The sequence below is a fragment of the Streptomyces sp. NPDC127097 genome (genome assembly GCF_042724075.1).
In the GTDB taxonomy this organism is placed as follows: domain Bacteria; phylum Actinomycetota; class Actinomycetes; order Streptomycetales; family Streptomycetaceae; genus Streptomyces.
The window spans coordinates 138441-156482 of record NZ_JBHXFI010000002.1 but is presented as its reverse complement, the minus strand read 5'-3'; the positions used below and the strand labels follow the sequence as shown (position 1 = coordinate 156482).

General features: G+C 70.4%; 12 protein-coding genes. 8 read left to right on the top strand and 4 right to left on the bottom strand.

The features are described from left to right. Positions 1-36 precede the first annotated feature (36 nt). From ACFWJW_RS02600 to ACFWJW_RS02585, 4 genes are all read left to right on the top strand, one after another. Positions 37-2673, top strand: coding sequence for an NACHT domain-containing protein (locus ACFWJW_RS02600; RefSeq protein ID WP_387233820.1), 2637 nt, complete (start codon positions 37-39; stop codon positions 2671-2673). A 264-nt stretch (positions 2674-2937) separates the two neighbouring features. After that, positions 2938-3897, top strand: a complete 960-nt coding sequence (locus ACFWJW_RS02595) for a hypothetical protein (protein WP_387233817.1) — start codon at positions 2938-2940, stop codon at positions 3895-3897. Positions 3898-4161: 264 nt separating this feature from the next. Then, on the top strand, positions 4162-4827 hold the full coding sequence (locus tag ACFWJW_RS02590; RefSeq protein WP_387233814.1) for a hypothetical protein: 666 nt from the start codon (positions 4162-4164) through the stop codon (positions 4825-4827). Beyond that, positions 4808-5719 carry an inositol monophosphatase family protein gene (locus ACFWJW_RS02585; RefSeq protein ID WP_387233811.1) on the top strand — a complete coding sequence of 304 codons (912 nt, stop codon included), beginning with the start codon at positions 4808-4810 and terminating at the stop codon, positions 5717-5719. Before ACFWJW_RS02590 ends, ACFWJW_RS02585 begins: the two co-directional genes overlap by 20 nt. A gap of 114 nt (positions 5720-5833) precedes the next feature. On the opposite strand, the gene ACFWJW_RS02580 is transcribed toward ACFWJW_RS02585, so the two are convergent. Continuing rightward, positions 5834-7024, bottom strand: coding sequence for an SLC13 family permease (locus ACFWJW_RS02580; protein ID WP_387233808.1), 1191 nt, complete (start codon positions 7022-7024; stop codon positions 5834-5836). A gap of 56 nt (positions 7025-7080) precedes the next feature. Here ACFWJW_RS02580 and ACFWJW_RS02575 point away from each other — a divergent pair, with 56 nt between their 5' ends. Further along, complete coding sequence (locus ACFWJW_RS02575; protein ID WP_387233806.1) at positions 7081-13095, top strand: TIR domain-containing protein; 6015 nt, start codon at positions 7081-7083, stop codon at positions 13093-13095. 30 nt (positions 13096-13125) lie between these two features. Here ACFWJW_RS02575 and ACFWJW_RS02570 read toward each other — a convergent pair whose 3' ends face one another. The 3 genes from ACFWJW_RS02570 to ACFWJW_RS02560 all read right to left on the bottom strand — a co-directional run bounded on the left by ACFWJW_RS02570 (position 13126) and on the right by ACFWJW_RS02560 (position 15954). After that, positions 13126-13560: a MarR family winged helix-turn-helix transcriptional regulator gene (locus tag ACFWJW_RS02570; RefSeq protein ID WP_387233803.1), complete on the bottom strand. Its 435-nt coding sequence runs from the start codon at positions 13558-13560 to the stop codon at positions 13126-13128. A gap of 186 nt (positions 13561-13746) precedes the next feature. After that, entirely contained in the window at positions 13747-14367 is a 621-nt protein-coding gene (locus tag ACFWJW_RS02565) for a non-oxidative hydroxyarylic acid decarboxylases subunit B (RefSeq protein WP_387233800.1), read from the bottom strand. Positions 14368-14484: 117 nt separating this feature from the next. After that, entirely contained in the window at positions 14485-15954 is a 1470-nt protein-coding gene (locus ACFWJW_RS02560) for a UbiD family decarboxylase (RefSeq protein ID WP_387233797.1), read from the bottom strand. Between the two features lie 272 nt (positions 15955-16226). Here ACFWJW_RS02560 and ACFWJW_RS02555 point away from each other — a divergent pair, with 272 nt between their 5' ends. The 3 genes from ACFWJW_RS02555 to ACFWJW_RS02545 all read left to right on the top strand — a co-directional run bounded on the left by ACFWJW_RS02555 (position 16227) and on the right by ACFWJW_RS02545 (position 18012). Further along, a complete protein-coding gene (locus ACFWJW_RS02555) occupies positions 16227-16781 on the top strand; it encodes an ATP-binding protein (protein WP_387233794.1) in 555 nt (184 codons plus the stop codon). Between the two features lie 195 nt (positions 16782-16976). Continuing rightward, positions 16977-17570, top strand: a complete 594-nt coding sequence (gene nbaC, locus ACFWJW_RS02550; RefSeq protein ID WP_387233791.1) for a 3-hydroxyanthranilate 3,4-dioxygenase — start codon at positions 16977-16979, stop codon at positions 17568-17570. Then, complete coding sequence (locus ACFWJW_RS02545; RefSeq protein ID WP_387233788.1) at positions 17560-18012, top strand: RidA family protein; 453 nt, start codon at positions 17560-17562, stop codon at positions 18010-18012. Before nbaC ends, ACFWJW_RS02545 begins: the two co-directional genes overlap by 11 nt. The last annotated feature ends 30 nt before the right edge of the window (positions 18013-18042 follow it).

Below are 18042 nucleotides of genomic sequence, written 5' to 3'. Positions count from 1 at the left end.
GGTTGGCTGCCGTCCACATACCAGCCGGGGAGCAAAATGGAAGCTGCCGCCATTGGCGCTCGCCTCGCCTCAAGTGTTGTAGCCCCGCTGGTCAAGAAACTGTTCGTAGCTGACGGCCCCGGCGCCGGTTTGGTCGACAAGCCGCTGCGCGTCTCGAAGCTCGTTTCGTTCAAGGGCGAGAAGCGAGCCCTGTCGGACGAAGATCTGCACAAGATCGCCGAGGAACTGGTGAACCGCGCGGCGCAGTCCACCGGCGTCGAGGAACGTCTGCCCCCGTACGAACAGCGTGCTGTGGCCCATGCCGTAGCGGACTCGCTGAGATCGCTCGGCTACATCGACATGGACGACGTGCAGGCCGTACAGCTCGGGCACCTGGCCCTCTCCCGGCATTTGCGGTCGCAGAGCCCCTCGGCCACTCTCGGTCTGTCCAGCGACGCGGTGACACTCCATGCGAGCGTGCTCGATACCGCGTGCCTGCACATCCTTCAGTTCTTCACCCAGAGATCAACCTTTGTGGCCCGTACGCTGATCGAACACAGCCGTCGGATCGAAGAGTTGTCTCGCAAGATCGACTCCCTGATCGCACGCACTCCGTCGCCGGCCGACGGGCCTTTCGAGGAGCGCTACGCCGAGTACATCGCCTCCAAGCACGGCAAATTGACCATCTTTGGGCTCGATCTTTCCGAGGCGCCGGAGAATTGGCCGCTCGACGCCGCCTATCTGAGCTTGGACGCAGCGGGCGGCGGAACGCGCGACCTGCCCACCCTCCTCCCCGCCGATCACATCTTGGCCGGCCGTGATCGAGTGTTGCTCCGGGGCGTAGCGGGGTCAGGGAAGACGACGCTCGTCCAGTGGCTGGCGGTATCCACGGCGCGGAAGGCTCTCGACGAACGTCTCTTGTATCTCTACGGCCTGGTGCCATTTGTACTGCCACTGCGCACGCTGACCCGAGGCGGCGCCAAACTCCCCACGCCCGACGGATTCCTGGCCGCCGTGGACTGTCCCATCGCCAACCTCCAGCCCACGGGGTGGTTCGACAGGGTGTTGCGGTCCGGGCGTGGGTTGCTCCTGGTCGACGGGATCGATGAAATCCCGGAAAGCGAACGCCAAGAGGCTCGTCGTTGGTTACAGGAGCTGGTCAGTTCCTACCCCCGCAACCGGTGGCTGGTGACCTCTCGGCCTTCGGCCGTACGCCAGAACTGGTTGGTCGGTGACGACTTCGCAGAGCTCGACCTTGCTCCGATGAGCCGGGAGAACGTCGCCGAGTTCATCAAGCGGTGGCACAAAGCCGCGGGCATTGGTGACCGCTATGCCACAGATCTCCTGCGGTCCGTGCGGACCAAGCCGGACCTGGGCCGGCTCGCCACCAACCCCCTGATGTGCGCGCTGATCTGCGCCCTTCACCAGGACCGCCGCGGCTACCTCCCGGACGGCCGGAAGGAGGTCTACGACGCCGCTCTCTCCATGCTGCTGTCCCGGCGTGACCGTGAGCGAGGAATCTACAAGCCGGGCACCATCCGCATCGGCGAGGAACATCACATCCAGTTGATCCAGAAGCTGGCCTACTGGATGATCCGCAACGGTCGTTCCGAGATGGACCGGGCCGACGCCGTCGAGCTGCTGGAGCACGCACTACCCGCGATGCCGAAGATCGCCGACCAGGGGACTGCTGAGGAGATCTATCACCACCTGCTGATCCGCAGTGGTCTCCTGCGCGAACCCAGTGCAGGTTCGATGGATTTCATTCACCGCACTTTTCAGGACTACCTGGGCGCCAAGGCTGCGGTGGAAGGTCTTGACTTCGATTTCCTCATCGCGCACGCGCATCTCGATCAATGGGAAGACGTCATCCGGATGTCCGTCGCCCACGCCCGGACCATGGAGCGAACCCGGCTGCTGACCGGTCTCATAGAACGAGGTGACGCATCCGAGAAGGACAGCAGGCGTCTCCATCTGCTGGCAGCGGCCTGTTTGGAACATGCGACAGAGCTGAACCCGGATGTGCGGATGAAGGTGGAACAGCGGGCCGCGGCACTGATTCCTCCTCGATCGGCAGATCAGGCGCGCGCTCTGGCCGATGTGGGCCCCGTCGTTCTGGACCTGCTTCCCGGGCCGCAGGGGCTCTCCGCCGACGAGGCGTACTTCACGGTGCTGTCCGCGACACGCCTCGCCACCGACGCCGCGATCTCCGTACTGGCGCAATACCGCGACCTCTCGGACCTCCGTGTCCGTTCGGAACTGGCCAGGGTCTGGAGTCGTTTCGAGTGCGATCGATTCGCCGAGGAAGTCATTGCCCACCTCGGAGAGGAAGATCTCTACTTCTGCGTCTCGAATGCACAGGAATTGCATGCGCTTCAACGATTCGGTGGCCGTTGTCGCATCCGCATGACAGGAACGATCACACCTCGGGAGTTCCAAACCGCCTGCGACGGGTCCCGCCTCACTCATTTGTGGGTGGAGGCCGACTCGGACACCACCTGGGAGTGGCTGGCGTACTTCCCGAATCTCCACACCGTCACCTTCGAAAGCCCGCTGACCAGTTTCGATGTGAGCAGCCTCAAGAAGGTCAGCTCGCTGCGCACCATTCGGCTCTCCGAGGAGACCGTGTTCGTGGGATCCGAGGCTCTTCCGCCGTCCATGCGCATTGTGCGAACGCGCCTGAGCACGACCTGATGGGTGCCGCCCGCTCCTGCTCAACGAGCTCGCGCAGGGGCTGCGCCCGGGGTCCGAGGAAAGATCGCCGGTCTCGCGCCTCCCGACGAACGCCGCAGGGCGTTACCCGGTACCGGGAACGTATCGCTGTGCGGCAGCTGTGGCGCAGATGGCACCCCTCGATGATCGTAATTGCTGGCGGACCATGCGGTTCAGCTCCTACGATTGCGGTACCCGGGGGAGGAGTTGGACCGAGTGGCGCGCAGAGACGCACCTTCAGGACACGTGCCAGGACCATCGACAGGGAATCGGATCGAGGCTGCGGTCGCGTGGACCTTCAGACACCTCGACGGGGTCGTCGCCATCGCCGGCGCCATGGTCGTCGGCCTGATGGACATCTTCAGCGACGCCGTTTCGGACAACGTCACCGCCGGTGCCACGCTGCTGGTGCTGGCCGCGCTGGTCTTCGGTTCGCTCACCGAACGGCGGCGCCGGGTCGCCGACATCAAGGAGGCCACGGCCGGGACACAGCAGGCGCTGGAAGACCTCGCCATGGTGCGCTCGCTGTCCGGTACCGAGGTCCGGCGCGCCTTGGACGAGGCCCGTCAGAACACCGACCGCTGGGTGTTCAAGGGCGGCACGGGCACATATCTGCGCGCGGTCACGCTCCCCGAGTGCGTCCGGAAGGCGCAGGAGCAGCGCCGCTCCCTCACGATGAAGATCGACATCGTCAACCCGGCTGACCTACAGGCGTGTGAGGCGTACGCCCGCTTCCGGCGGACCTTCCACGGCGGTCAGGCGGACACGGCGCAGCGGCAGACCTGGAGCGCCGAGCGCACCCGCAAGGAGGCGTACGCCACCGTCCTGGCGGCCTGCTGGTACAAGCAGCGGCTGGACGTCCTGGAGATCGACGTGCATCTGTCGTCCGTCGTGCCCACCCTCCGGTTCGACCTGACGGACTCGTGCCTGATCATCACGCAGGACGACCTGCGCCGGGTCAACCTCTTGGTGGACCGGGGGCGTCCGCTCTACGACTACTACCTCACCGAGCTGCACCAGGCCCGGGAGCAGGCCCTCGCCCTCAGCCTGCACCACGCGGTGCCGCTCAGCGACGAGCCCACGGTCGACGAGGCACGCCAGCTCTTCGAGAGCCTGGACCTCGCGCTGTCCTCCACCGTCACCGACAGAGACGTCAGTGAAATCATCGACAAGGCGCTGCACGCGGAGAACCCGTACCGGAGTTGATGTCTTGCCACGCCTGGGCGCGCCCGGCACCACCGGGCGCCCCTGGGCTCCTGTTTCCCGGCCGACCGTGGAGAGGAGGGCCGTTGTGCCGACCGACACCGGGGCTGCAGGCACAGCCCGGCGCCGTGCCGCAGAGCCCGACGCGACCGGCCACTCGTGTGCGCGGCCTGGGGCGTGTCCGCAGAGTCCCGCCCGGCCCGCAGACCGCAGCACCCTTCGGGAGGTCAGGTGAGCCCGCCAAGCCGACACCCCGGGCAACTCCCCATGGACTACGGCACTCTCGAACGGGCCATGGGGCGGGACGGAGGGGCCGAGCTGCTCTTCGGCGCGGCGTCCACCGCGCTCGAAGAGGTCGCCGCCGGACGGCGTGAGCTGCACGCCGTCCACCATCCGCTGGGCTTCTTCTGTCTGCCGGTGCTGCGCGACGGTGACCAGGGCGTCTGTGTGCACCTCTTCGAGCCCGACGCCGCCGGCCCGGTCCCCCTCACCACCTCTCCCCTGCACTGCCACAGCTGGGAACTGACCAGCTTCGTGCTCTACGGCGAGGTCGGGAATCTGCGTATCCGGGTGCGTCCGGAGCATGCGCGGCCCACGCACAGGGTCTTCGAGGTGCACAGCAGCCCCTCGGGGGTGGACGAGATCCAGCCGACTTCACGCCTGGTGCGCTGCGAGCCCGGCCCCGGGCAGACCAGCGTCTGCGGGGAGGTTTACCGGCTGCCGGCCGGGGAGTTCCACAGCACTGTCGTCCCGAGCGGCAGCGTCGCGGCCACCCTGGTGCTGGGCCGCTCGGTCCCGCAGCACACCGACCTGTCCCTCGGACCGGTGCACGGAACCGGGCACCGGGTGGTACGACAGACATGCGACGGCGTTCGGACCGCCCGGTCCGCGCGGTCCGCCCTCAGGAGGATCCATGGGCACCACCCGGAATGACCCGGCCGGCTCGGGAGACCCGCCGGGGCCGCCGCCGGCAGGGCCGTGCGCAACGGAGGCGTTTGCCCTGTCGCAGTTCGCGGCCGAGGGGCACCTGGCCGTGGCCATCGCACGGGAGGCCGGCGCGCTGGTGCGCTCGCGCTTCCAGGGGGAGTATGGCGTGCGGCCGAAGGACGACCGTGGCGATGTGGTCACCGAACTCGACCTGCTGGCCGAGCAGCTCGTCGTGCAGCGCCTCCGCGAGCGCTTTCCGCACGACCTGATTCTCGCCGAGGAGGCGGGAGCGCTGGGAGGCGACGCCGGGGCGGGGCCGGGCCCGCGCAGAACCTGGCTGGTCGACCCGCTCGACGGGAGCAACAACGTCGTCATCGGGCTGCCCGCCTATGTGGTCGGTGTGGCGCTGTGTGTGGACGACACACCGGTGGTCGGCGTCGTTCACGAGCCGGTCACCGACCGGACCTGGTCGGCCCTGACCGGCTGTGGGGCCTACGGACCGCTGGGACGGATGACGGGGCCCAGCGGCCCGCGCGCGGCCTCCGGGCCGTTGCTCGCCTGGACCCAGGGGCACGCTGTCGCCCGCGACGATCCGGCCGCACGGGCCCTCAAGTCGGCCCTGGAGACGGGCTCCCGTCGGCTGCTGCAACTCTGGGCACCGCTGCTGACCTGGTCGATGCTCGCCCGAGGGGACATCGACGGGTTCGTCGGCTACCGGGCCGAGCTCATCGACTTCCCCGCCGGGGCGCTGCTCGCGGCGGAGGCGGGGCTGGAGATCCGGGCCCTGGACGGCAGCACGTTCCGGGGCACCCTCGCCGGGCCCGACAGCGACCGCAGCTTTGTCGCCGGCCGCCCGGAGGACATGCCCTATCTGCTCGACCTCGTCGGCCGGAGCTGAGGCCCGTCCCGCAGGGCTGTCCCGCGAAATCCCGCCCGGCCCGCGAAGTCCGGTACGGGCCGCGCGGGCGGGGCGAGGCGCCTGCCCGGCGTACCGGGGAGCGTGTGTGCCCGCTCATGTCGTTGCCACGAGCGCCGCCGTGGACGCCAGCACCGCACCCACCGCGAGCACCGCGCCCGTTGCCATGAAGCTGCGCAGCGGCACCCGTACGCCCTGGGCATGGCAGCGCTCGAACCACAGCAGGGTGGCGAGCGACGCCCACGGGGTCACCACCGGGCCGACATTGGTGCCGATGAGCAGGGCGAGCAGCTGCTGGTGGTTCCCGAGGGGGACGGCCGACTCGCCCGCCAGATAGACGGGCAGGTTGTTGAGGACGTTCGACAGGCCGCCGCCGACCGCGGAGGCGCGGAGCATGCCGAGAACCCCGCCGTCCGTGCCCACCGCGGCGGTCAGGAGCTCATGGAGTCCGTTGACGTTGACCGTCTCCACCACCAGGAACAGGCCGGGCACCATGACGAGCAGCCGCCACGGCACCAGTGACGGACGCAGGCTGGCGGGGCGGCGCACGGCGAAGGCCACGACCACCACGACCGCCGCCGTCGCGGAGGCCAGCCACAGCGGTACATCGGCGAGCAGCATCGCCAGCAGGAACCCCGCACAGGCGACGGCGCACACCCGGAAGAGCACCCGGTCGCCGGGGCGGTGCCGCTCCGGGGGAATGTAGCCTTCCGCCCCGCGCCGCCCCCGGCGCCAGAAGAACAGCCACAGGCATCCCATCGTCACCGCGATGGCGGCCAGCTGCGGAGCCCACATCGTGGCGGCCATCTCCGTGGGGCGGAGCGCCACACGGTTGGCGGCCAGCAGGTTGGTCAGGTTGGACACCGGCAGCAGCAGACTGGCGGTGTTGGCCAGCCATACCGTCGTCATCGCCAGCGGTACCGCGGCGATCTTCACCCGGGAGGCCAGCGCGAGCATCACCGGGGTCAGCAGCACCGCCGTGGTGTCCAGGTTGAGGGTGATCGTGGTGATCGAGGCGAAGGCCACGCACAGCACGAACAGCCGTGCGTAGCGGCCCCGTCCGGCGCGGGCCACGCCCGAGGCGACGACGTCGAAAACCTCGGCCTCGCTGGTGAGTTCGGCCAGCACGATGACCGTGGCGAGGAAGGCGAGAAGGGGACCGATCCGGACCATCGCCTGTCCGGCCGACTCCATGGGAAGCAGGCCCGTCGCCGTGAACAGCAGACCGCAGGCGAGCAGCCCGACGGCAAGCCAGTCCAGCGGATGCAGGCGTTGTATGGCACGCACAGGCAAAAGGGTAAACGCTGTGCAGCCGCTTGACGAGGAAACATAGGATGGCAGGCATGGTGGCTCGTCAGGAATTCGGAGACCCCGAAACCCGCCCGGAATCCGGCCTGTTGGACTTCTTCATCAGCTATTCACCGGCTGACGAGCGATGGGCGGCCTGGATCGCCTGGACACTGGAGGAGGCGGGCTACCGGACGGTCCTTCAAGCCTGGGACTTCGTGCCGGGCACCAACTTCGTGGACTTCATGGACCGCGGCGTGAGTGAATCCGCCGCGGTCATCGCCGTACTCTCCAGCAACTACGAACGCTCCCGCTACGGGCGCATGGAGTGGCAGGCCGCGCTGCGTGCCGACCCCGATGCACCGGAGCGCCGACTGCTGACCGTCCGGGTCGAGGACATCCCCGTCGAGGGACTGCTCGCGACCATCACCTACGTCGACCTGGTCGGCGTCACCGACACCGGCACCGCCCGCGAGATGCTGCTCACCCGGGTGGGCCAGGCACTCGACGGGCGGGCCCGGCCCACCAGCCGGCCCGGATACCCCGGAGGGCCGGGGACCGGCGCCGGCGCCCCGGCCGGCATCCCGCGGCCGGTGTCCGGATCCGGCCGGCCGCTCGGCCGCCCCGGCTGGGCGGGGCGCCGCCGCCCCGCGGTTTCGCCGCAGTACCCGCAGGAGTCCGGTGCGCACCACGCCCGGGAGGCGGTCACCGTACTGCACCTGGCCGGACCCGCCTTCGGCCGCGGCCAGGACCCGGCCGAACTCCAGGCGGCCATCTGGGGCGACCTGGTCGAACTCACCGACGCCGGTGCGCCCGCGCCCGACCTCCTCGTCGTCACCGGCGACCTCACCGCCTCCGGGAGCCCCCGCGAGTGCGACCAGGCCCTCAGCTTCCTCACCGGCCTGCGCTCGCTGCTCGGCCTCGAACCGCACCGCCTCGCCGTCGTGCCCGGCGGCCAGGACGTCAGCCAGGCCGCCTGCCGCGCCTACTTCAGCACCTGTGAAGCCGACGAGATGCAGCCCAAGCCACCCTACTGGCCCAAGTGGCGGCACTACGCACGGCTGTTCCACGAGCTCTACCAGGGCCTCGATGTCGTCTTCGACGGAGATCAGCCGTGGAGCCTCTTCCCCGTCCCGGAGCTGCGCACGGTCATCGCGGGCCTCAACTCCTCGATGGCGTACAGCCACCGGCCCGATGACCAGTACGGCTGGCTCGGCCCCGAGCAGGCAGCGTGGTTCGCCCAGGCCCTGCGCCCGTACGAGGAGGAGGGCTGGCTGCGCCTCGGCGCGCTGCGGCACCCGGTCGACGAGGACGGGGACCGCCCCGGCGCCACGCACGGCCCCGGCCGTCTCCGTGACACCGCCGCCCTCGCCCGGCTCACCGCGCCCCGGCTCCACCTCCTGCTGCACGGCCCCGACAGCGACCGCCGCGCCCCGTCCGTGCCGTCCGCCATGTCATCCCTCGCTCTCACCGCCGGGGAACTTCCCGTGTACGGCGCGGCCGGGCCCGCCCGGCACCAGCTCCTGCGCCTCACCCGCGACGGCCTCACCCGGTGGCACGAGCGGCCCGGCACGGAACCGGAGCAGGTGGACACCGGCTGGCGGCGCGCCCAGCGCGTGTTCGGGCCGCCGCGTCCGCAGCCCGGCGCCGACGAGGGCGCACCCGTCGTGCCGGCACCGCCCACCGCGGAGCCGAGTGTGCCGGGCCATGAGCCCGGGGTGGAGGCCCGGACCCTCGGCGACCCGCTCGACGAGCTGGTCGCCCGGGTCGCCGAGGTCTGCCGTACCCGCCACGAAGGTGCCCAGCTGCGTCGTATCACCGCCCGGCTGCCCCAACTCCTGGTCACCTGGACCGAGTCCGGGTTCGTCCGGCAGCAGCGGGTGGGGGTCTGCCACGGCACCCCCTCCGCCGAGGACATCGACGGCTTCCTCGACCACGTCCACGCCTCCGACACCGAACCCGACGCGGAACTCGTCCACGACGGGCCGTCGCCGGCCCGCGACCTGCGCGAGCGGGCCCGCCGCCGGGGCGTCCGCGTCCGCAGTTTCACCGAGTTCCAGGGCCTGCTGGACCTTCGCGACTATGTCACTGCCCAGACCGAGCGGTTGCGCACCGACCAGCGCTACCGGCCCGACCTCTACCTCCCGCAGCGCTACCGGGAGATCGAACGGCCGGGCGGTGAGGAGCGTGACGGGCTGGTCGAGGACATGCTGCGGCTGCTCGACGCCGACCACGGCCGGTTCCTGCTGCTCCTGGGGGACTTCGGGCACGGCAAGACCTTCGCGCTGCGGGAGCTCGCCCGCCGTATCCCCGAGGAGATGCCCCATCTGGTACCGCTGTTCATCGAGCTGAACACCCTGGACCGGGCGTACTCCCTGGACGGCCTGGTCGCCGCTCACCTGGCCAACCACGGCGTCGACTCCGTCAACCTCCGGGCCTTCCGCTACATGTTCCAGCAGGGCCGGATCGTCCTGCTCTTCGACGGCTTCGACGAACTGGCCAACCGCGTCAGCTACGAGCGGGCCACCGACCGGCTCCAGGTCCTCCTCGACGCCGTCGTGGACCACGCCAAGGTCGTCGTCAGCAGCCGCAACCAGCACTTCAAGTCGCAGTCACAGGTGCTCACCGCCCTCGGTGAGCGGGTCGGACTGCTGCCGCAGCGCCGGGTGCTCGCCCTTCAGGAGTTCACCCCGCAGCAGATCCGCACCTACCTGGCCAACCGCTACGGAGACGCGCAGTCCGCCGACCGCCGGGTGCGGCTCCTGGAAGGCATCCCCGACCTGTTGGCGCTGTGCCGCAACCCACGGCTGCTCAGCTTCGTCGCCGACCTCGACCACGACCGGCTGCGCGCCGTCGCCGGTGCCGGACGCGCGCTCAGCGCGGCGGGGCTGTACGAGGAGGTGCTGACCTCCTGGCTCCAGTTCGAGGAGCAGCGCGGCCAGGGCGGCGCGGGCGCCGCCCCCGGAATGAACCTCGACCAGCGGTGGGACGCGGTCACCACGCTCGCGCTGCGGCTGTGGTCCAGCGGCCGGAGCACCCTGAGCCTGGACGAACTCACCGATGTCGCGACGACGCTGACAGGGCTCGCGGACATCCAGCTGTCCCCCGGGGAGGCCGCCCACACCATCGGCTCCGGCAGTCTGCTGGTGCGCAGCGACGAGGGGCTGTTCCAGTTCATCCACAGTTCCATCGTGGAGTGGCTGGTCGCCTCCGAGTCCGCGTCCCGGCTCGCCCGCGGCGAGCACGAGCTGCTGGCCCGCCGCCCGTTGAGCCAGCTCACCGTCGAGTTCCTCTGCGACCTCGCCGACCACCGCACCTGCCAGGAGTGGGCGGAGCGGGTCCTGGACGGCGGGAACGAGAACGCCGACGGGGAGACGCGGCGGCGCGGTCAGGCCGACGAGGTCGCGCGGGCCAACGCGGTCAAGGTGCTCGCCCGTCTCCGGGTACCCGCCCACACCGACCTGCGCGGTGCCGCGCTGGCAGGCGAGGACCTCTCCCACCGCGACTTCTCCGGCGTCGACCTCACCCGTGCCGACCTCAGCGACACCCAGCTGGTCGGCGCCAACCTCTCCGGAGCCGTGCTCCGCGATGCCCGCCTGGTCGGCGCGCGGATGGACGAGGCCGATCTGACCGGCGCCGATCTGCGCGGCGCGGACCTGCGCCGGGCCCGGCTGATCCGCGCCGACCTGCGCGGCATCCGGGCCGAGGGCAGCATCTGGAACCGGGCCGCGCTGATCGACACGACCACCGACGACGACACCCTGCGCAGCCCCGAGCTGCGCTCCGCCGCGGCCGCTCCCGGCATGCCCGTCGACGCGGGCTTCCGGCCCTCCGCGGTCGGTGTGCCCTACGGCTTCGGCGTGCAGTCGGTCCGGTTGCCCGAGCCGGTCTCGTACAGCCCGGACGGCGAACTGCTCGCCGTGGGCAGCGAGGACGGCGGTGTCCTGGTGTGTGACGCCGCCACCGGCACCGCGCTGCGCACCCTCCAGGGGCACGTCGGCCGGGTCTACGCCGTGAAGTTCCGCCAGGGCCTGCTCGCCACCGGCGGGGCGGACGGCACGGTGCGGCTGTGGGACGCCGTCTCGGGTGCCTGTCTGCACCGGCTGGAGATCCACCCGAGCGGGGTGTGGCCGGTCTCCCTGGACGCCACCGGCACGCTGCTCGCCACCGGTGACGCGGAGGGCACCGTCACCCTGTGGGACACGGCCTCCGGCACCCGGCGGCACGAGCTGTCCGGGCATGCGGCGCCCGTCTTCACCGCGGTCTTCAGTCCCGACGGGCGCACCCTGGCCACCGGCGACGCGGCCGCGGGCGTCCGCCTGTGGGACACCCGCACGGGGCGGCTGCGCAGAGATCTGCCCGGCCACGAAGGCGTCTGCAACCGGGCGCAGTTCAGCCCGGACGGCGCGCTGCTGGCCACCGGCGACAACGGCAGCGGCCGGGGCGGCACGGTGCGGGTGTGGGACGTGGCCTCGGGACGGCTGCGCCACACGTTCACCGGCCACACCGGGCGCGTCTACACCCTGGACTTCCACCCCAGCGGCACGCTGCTGGCCAGTGGCGACACCGACGGACAGGTGCGGCTGTGGGACCCGGTGTCCGGCACCCCGGCCGGGCAGCCCGGCCGGAGCGGCGGTGCCGTGTACCGGGTGGTGTTCGACATGGAGGGCAGCCTGCTGGCGGCGGGCGACAGTGACGGCGCGGTCCGGCTGTGGCGGGTGCAGCCCGCCACGGCGGGGGCCGACGGCCCAGGACGCCGTCCTGACCGCCCCGACTCCGGCGACGCGTCCGGCTGGTCGGTGACCCCACTGCGCCAGCAGCCCGCCGACCACCGCGGCTCCGTCTGGACGTGCCGGTTCCGGCCGCGCAGCGGTCTCAGCGGTGCCGGGTCCGGCCCCCTGCTGGTGACGGCCGGCAACGACGGCATGGTGCGCCTGTGGGACACCGCCAGTGGCCAGGGCCGGCGCATCCTGCGCGGCCACGGCCGCCGGATCGGCACCCTGGCCTTCAGCGCCGACGGCTCGTACCTGGCCGCCAGCAGCAACGACGGCTTCGTGCGGCTGTGGGAGCCGTCGACCGGCCGCCGCCTGCGGGAACTCACCGGACACAGCGACCGGTTGGTGTCGGCGGTCTTCAGCCCCGCCGGGGCCGGCCGGTCCGTCCTGGGGACCTCCAGCAACGACGGCGACGTGTACCTGTGGAACGCCGCCACGGGCGAGTACCAGCGGGAGATCGACGCCGAGACCGACCATGTGTGGGCCGAGGCATTCAGCGGCGACGGCGAACTGCTCGCCACCGCGAACGACGACGACACGGTGCGCCTGTGGTACCGCACCACGGGCACCCATGTCACCACGCTGGCCCAGCACCGGGGCCGGGTGCGGTCGATCGCGTTCAGCTCCGACAGCCGGCGCCTGGCCACCGGTTGCGACGACCGCGTCGTCCGTCTCTGGGACGTCCGTAACAGCCGGCTGACCGCCGAACTCGACGGGCACCGGGACCGCGTTTACACGGTGGCGTTCGGGCCCGGTGACGCCTGGCTCGTCAGCGCGTCCTGGGACGGCGACGCGATCGTCTGGGTCGACGGCCGGCCGGAACAGCGGCTCCGCGGTCACTCCGGCCGTCTGTGGACCGCCGCCGTGCACCCGAGCCGCCCCCTGGTCGCCACCGCAGGTGACGACCGGACCGTACGGCTGTGGGACCCGCGCAACGGTCGGCAGACCGGCGAACTGACCGGCCACACGGGCCGGATCCTCTCAGCCGCCTTCAGCCCCGACGGTTCGCTGCTCGCGACCGGCGGCGAGGACGGCACCGTACGGCTGTGGACCGTGCCCGCCCAGGGCGAGCCGTCCCTACAGGCCACCCTGATCGGGGTGCCCGGCGGCTGGGCCACGCTCACGTCCTCCGGCGGCTACAAGTACGAGGGCGACATCGCGGGCGAGTTCTGGCACGTGGTCGGCATGTGCCGCTTCGAGCCGGGCGAACTCGACGGCTTCCTCCCGGGGGTGCGCCGGCTGCCGATGACGGCACCGATAAGCGGCCCGGCGGAGGACGAGGCCGAGCGGGGGTGAGCTCCGGGCCGGGCGGTGGTCAGGCGACTCTCAGCCGCCGTGTTCGGCGTCCACCCCGGCAAGCTCCCGCAGCAGCGGCAGGAGCTCCTCCAGCCGCTGAGCGCCGAGCCGCTCGACCGGCCAGTTGTTGACCCGGGCGGCCGCGGGGGCGACACGACGCAGCAGGTCATGGCCTTCGGACGTCAGCCGGACCTGGTGACGGCGGCGGTGGGCGGGGTCCACCTCGCGAGTGACCCAGCCACGGGAGGCGAGCCTGTCGAGCATGGTGGCCATGGTGGACCGGTCGATCGCGGTGGCCTTGCAGAGCTCCACCTGGGTGCTGCCGGGTGAGTCGACGAGAACGGTGAGGACGGCGTACTGGGGGGCGGTGAGGTCGGGAACCTCTGCTTGCCAGACCGCGGTGAGCTGTTGCAGCGCGCGACGCAACAGGTGCATCGGAGTGTCGGCGAGGGACTGCTCGGACATGGCCGCGGTGTCTCCGAATCATTGCAGCGCCGGCGGGTGGCAAGCGGGGCCACGCTGTGGGGCTCCGGATGAATCTTGGCACAGGCCGGGTGATCTCGGCCGCGTCAGGGGCAGGTGGAGCGGCGCGGATCGCGCCGGGGCCGGAACACGGCGGGCGGCCGGGGGCCGGGGCAGCACGGCTGTGGTTCAGGCAACGGCCGCGTCCGGGCTGTGCGGCGTGGAGGGGACGCCGTCGCCGCGCGCGGTGGAAGGTCCCTGCCAGCGCACCGCGCGTTGGCTGTCGAGGCCGAACTGGTCCATGACCCGGGCGACTGTGTGATCCACGATGTCGTCCACCGATTCGGGCTTGTTGTAGAAGGCCGGCATGGGCGGCAGGATCGTCACTCCCATCCTGGAGAGGGCCAGCATGTTTTCCAGGTGAATGGCTGACAGCGGGGTCTCCCGCACACCGAGCACCAGGGGCCGCCGCTCCTTGAGAACGACATCTGCCGCCCGTGACACGAGGTCACTTCCGTAACCGGCCCGGATCGCGGCGAGTGTCTTGGCACTGCACGGCAGAATCACCATTCCGTCGGTGCGGAACGAGCCGCTGGAGATGGCGGCCGCCTGGTCCTCGGGGCCGTGCACCGCATCCGCCAGTTTCGCGACCTGCCGCGCCGTCCACGAGGTCTCCAGCTCAATGGTCGCCCGTGCCCAGCGACTCATGACCAGGTGTGTCTCCACGTCCGGCTGCCGGCGTAGTTCCGCCAGCAAGCGGATGCCCAGAATCGCGCCCGTGGCGCCCGTCATCCCGACGACCAACCGCATGTACGTACCTTTCGCTTGAACGTGCCTTAGTGCCCTGCATCGCGCCGATTCGGAGAGGCGCATTGCCCCCGGGGACGCGGGGCGGCCGGGCCCCGGCCGCCCCGCGTCCCATCGGAGTCAACGCCGGTGCCGGGCCAGCACCTTGGCCCGCACATCGGCGGGGTAGGCGTGCTCGAAATTGGAGGTCACCTGACGCTCGCCGGGTGCGGGGAGGAGTGCCTCGTGTACCACCTTGGTGCCCTGTGCGGCGTGCCGCTCTTCCTCGGTGTAGCAGGCGAGCAGCGGCAGGATCGGACCGCCTTCGAAGCAGACCTTGCGGTCCACGGGGTGGACCCGGGTGGCCAGTGCCCACGTCAAGACATGCTCGTCGGCGGGGTCGACGTCGTCGTCGAGCAGGAACACCTGCGGCAGGCAGTGGCCGAACTTGGTCGAGAAGAGGGCCTCGCCGACCCGGCGGGCGAACTCCTCGGGCGTGCTGCCGGGCAGTTGGTCACGCCAGTCGGCGGGCACGGTCACCGCGTACCAGTGGCCGGCGCTGTACATCGAGCCCCAGACGGTGGTGACCGGAAGGCCGGCTGCGCGCAGCGCGGCCACTGCGCCGACGGCCATGCCGATGGTCTGCGAGGTGTGGCACTCGTCGACGGGTGTGCCTTCCGCGACGATGGGCCAGATCGGGTCGTCGCGGTAGGTGATCGCCTCCACGCTGTAGACCGGCTGGAGGCTGGTTTCCGTCGGAATGTAGCCCGCGTATTCGCCGAACGGCCCCTCCACGCCGGAGCGTTCGATGGAGAGATGGCCCTCGATGACGATCTCGGCACCGGCGGGGACCAGCAGATCCGACAGTTCGGCCTTGACCACCTTGAGCGGTTCATCGATCAGTGCGCCGATGTAGTCGGCCTCGTTGACATTGTCGGGCAGCGGGACACCGCCGATGAACGGAATGGCCGGGTCGCCACCCTGCACCAGGGCGTACGGCATGGGCTTGCCGAGGTCGACCCACTGCTGCCAGACCTGGGCGATGTGCTGGGGGTGCATCACGAGGCCGGTCATGTGCTTGCCGTCGACCATCATGATCCGGGCGATGGACCAGTTGGTCCACGAACCGTCCGGGGTCTGGGCGATGATCACGCCATAGGTGTTGGCGTAGCGGTTGCCGTCCCCGTGGTGCAGGAACGGCACCGGGAAACGGGTCAGGTCCGCGTCGTCGCCGCGCAGCACGTTCTGCTTGACCTCGGCCTCTTCGCGGCTGACCGGCTTCGGGGGGATGCCGGGGCGGCTCCAGGTGTCGACCAGGCGGTCCACCACATCGCGGCCGGTGGCCTCCGGCGGAAGGCCGATGCTCAGCGCGACGCGGGCGAACGGCTTGTCCGGGGCGGCGCTCAGCGCGGCCGGCGAGCCGAGCAGGCGAAAGCCTTCCTCGACACCGCTCACCTTCTGGAACAGCGGCGCGGGAAGGCGGCGCTCCACGCTGTAGCGCGTGTGCGCGGCGGCTTCCAGGTTCCAGTCGACCTCCGTATCGATTCGATCGAGGTCGCCGAGGGCTTCCAGCGCCGCAATGTGTTCCCGCAGATCCGAAGGGTGACGCATAGGGACTCCTTCTCAATGACAGCACACGGAATGTTGGTGTGCTGAATGTCAGTGTACGCATATTGGTTGCCCCGGGAAACCTGATGCGTGTCGGGCGGCGTGCGGATGCCGGGCTGCGGCTTCGCCGTGGCGCCCCTTTACAGGTGGCCGACGCGCTGCGCAGGCCGCTGTGATGCCGTCCGCAGGCGCGCTTCCCGCAGGTCAGCGCACGGTGCCGCCCACATGTCAGCGCACGGTAAGGGGCGCATCAGCCCGCCGGTGAAGCATGGCTCGTGTCCGCATCCAAGGAGCACGAGTACCGGGAGGCGGGGGAGATGAGTGACGTGGTGAGCACCGCACTTCGCGTGGACGAGTCCGCGCTCGATGCCCTCCGCCGGGAGAGCGGCCCGGCGTCGCCCCCGGTGCAGCGCGCTCCGGCCCCGCCGTGGCCGACCATGGACCACGCCGGGAAGACGGCTCACCGGGCCGTGCTGGCCGTGCCCTCGCGCGAGCCGTTCGTGCGCACCTGCCGCGCCTTCGCGACGCGGGTGCTCAGCCGCTGGGGCGTTTCCGAAGCGGCGCGGGACTCCGCGGTGCTGGTCATCGACGAACTCGCGGTCAATGCCGTCCAGCACGGCCACGCCGACACCACGGTCGTCCTGAGCCGGGCCGGGGACATCCTCTTGATCTCGGTCACCGACTCCGGTGCCGCGGTGCCCCATTCCCGGGACGGCGCGGACAGCGACGAGCACGGGCGCGGTCTGGCGATCATCGAGTGCCTCGCGGAGTGGACCGAGGTGCACCACACCACGGCAGGGCGTCATGTGCGCGCGGGTCTGCGTCTCTGATGCCGGTGGCAACCGGGGCCCTTAGCCCGGCGGCCGGCGGCCGGCGGCCGGCGGAATCCGCGTCGTCAGTCACGTGTCAGTGCCGCGTCAGCGCTTTCTCAGGCCGGTCCTGACGATGGGCGTATCAGGTCCTGCCCGCCCTGCACCGGTCACCGGTGGGTCGGCGGGCCGCTGACCCCGAGAGAGAGGTCGAACATGGCGGTGTCTCCGGTCATTCTCAACCTGCGGCGGTGGATGGACGACAACGTCGATCACTTTCAACCGCCCGTGGGCAACCGGGAGTTGTGGAAGGAGGGGTCCCAGTTCATTTTCATGGTGTCCCGCGGACCCAACTCGCGCAACGACTTCCACATCAGCCCGAGCGATGAAATCTTCCTTCAGCTCACCGGTGACATTCGTGTCGACTACCGGGACGAGAACGGCTGCATCGAGAGCGTGACCGTCCGCGAAGGCGATGTGCTTCTGATGCCCGCGATGGTGCCGCACTGTCCGCTGCGCCCCGCCGGGACCTGGGGAGCGGTCATCCAGCGGGTGCGCACCGAGCAGGAGCCCGATTGCATCCTCTGGTACTGCAAAAACTGCGGTGACCGGCTCAACGAGACATGGTTCGGCCTGTCGGACATCGAGGTCCAGGTCAAGGCCGCCATCGACCGGTTCAACGGCAGCGAGGAACTGCGGACCTGTGCGAACTGCGACGCCGTGCACGAGGTCGCCGGGCCGTTCGTGATGCCCCTGAGTGCCGGAGTGGGCGGCCGTAACCGGAACGGAGAGTGCGGCGATGACGCGTAGCCAGGAAAATGACGGTCAGGAAAGCCGGGGTGTCGTCGCCGATCAGGCGGTGCCGCGTGGCAGGTATCCGCACCTCCGGCGGGTCGGTGACTTCGTCTTCGTCTCGGGCATCAGTTCACGACGTGCGGACAACACGCATATCGGCGCGCAGGCCGATGAGTTCGGCACGGTGACGCTGGATATCCGCGCACAGACCCGCGCGGTGATCGAGAACATCGCACGGATACTGGACGCCGAGGGATCGGGGCTCACCGACATCGTCGATGTCACCAGTTTTCTGGTCAGCATGAATGACTTCGCCGGATACAACGAGACCTACGCGGAGTTCTTCGACTTCAACGGCCCCACCCGAACCACCGTGGCCGTCCATCAACTCCCGCACCCGCACCTCCTGATCGAGATGAAGGCCATCGCCTTCAGCCCGGTCGAGGGCTCGCGGTAAGACATCCCACGCAGCAACGAAGGAGGATCG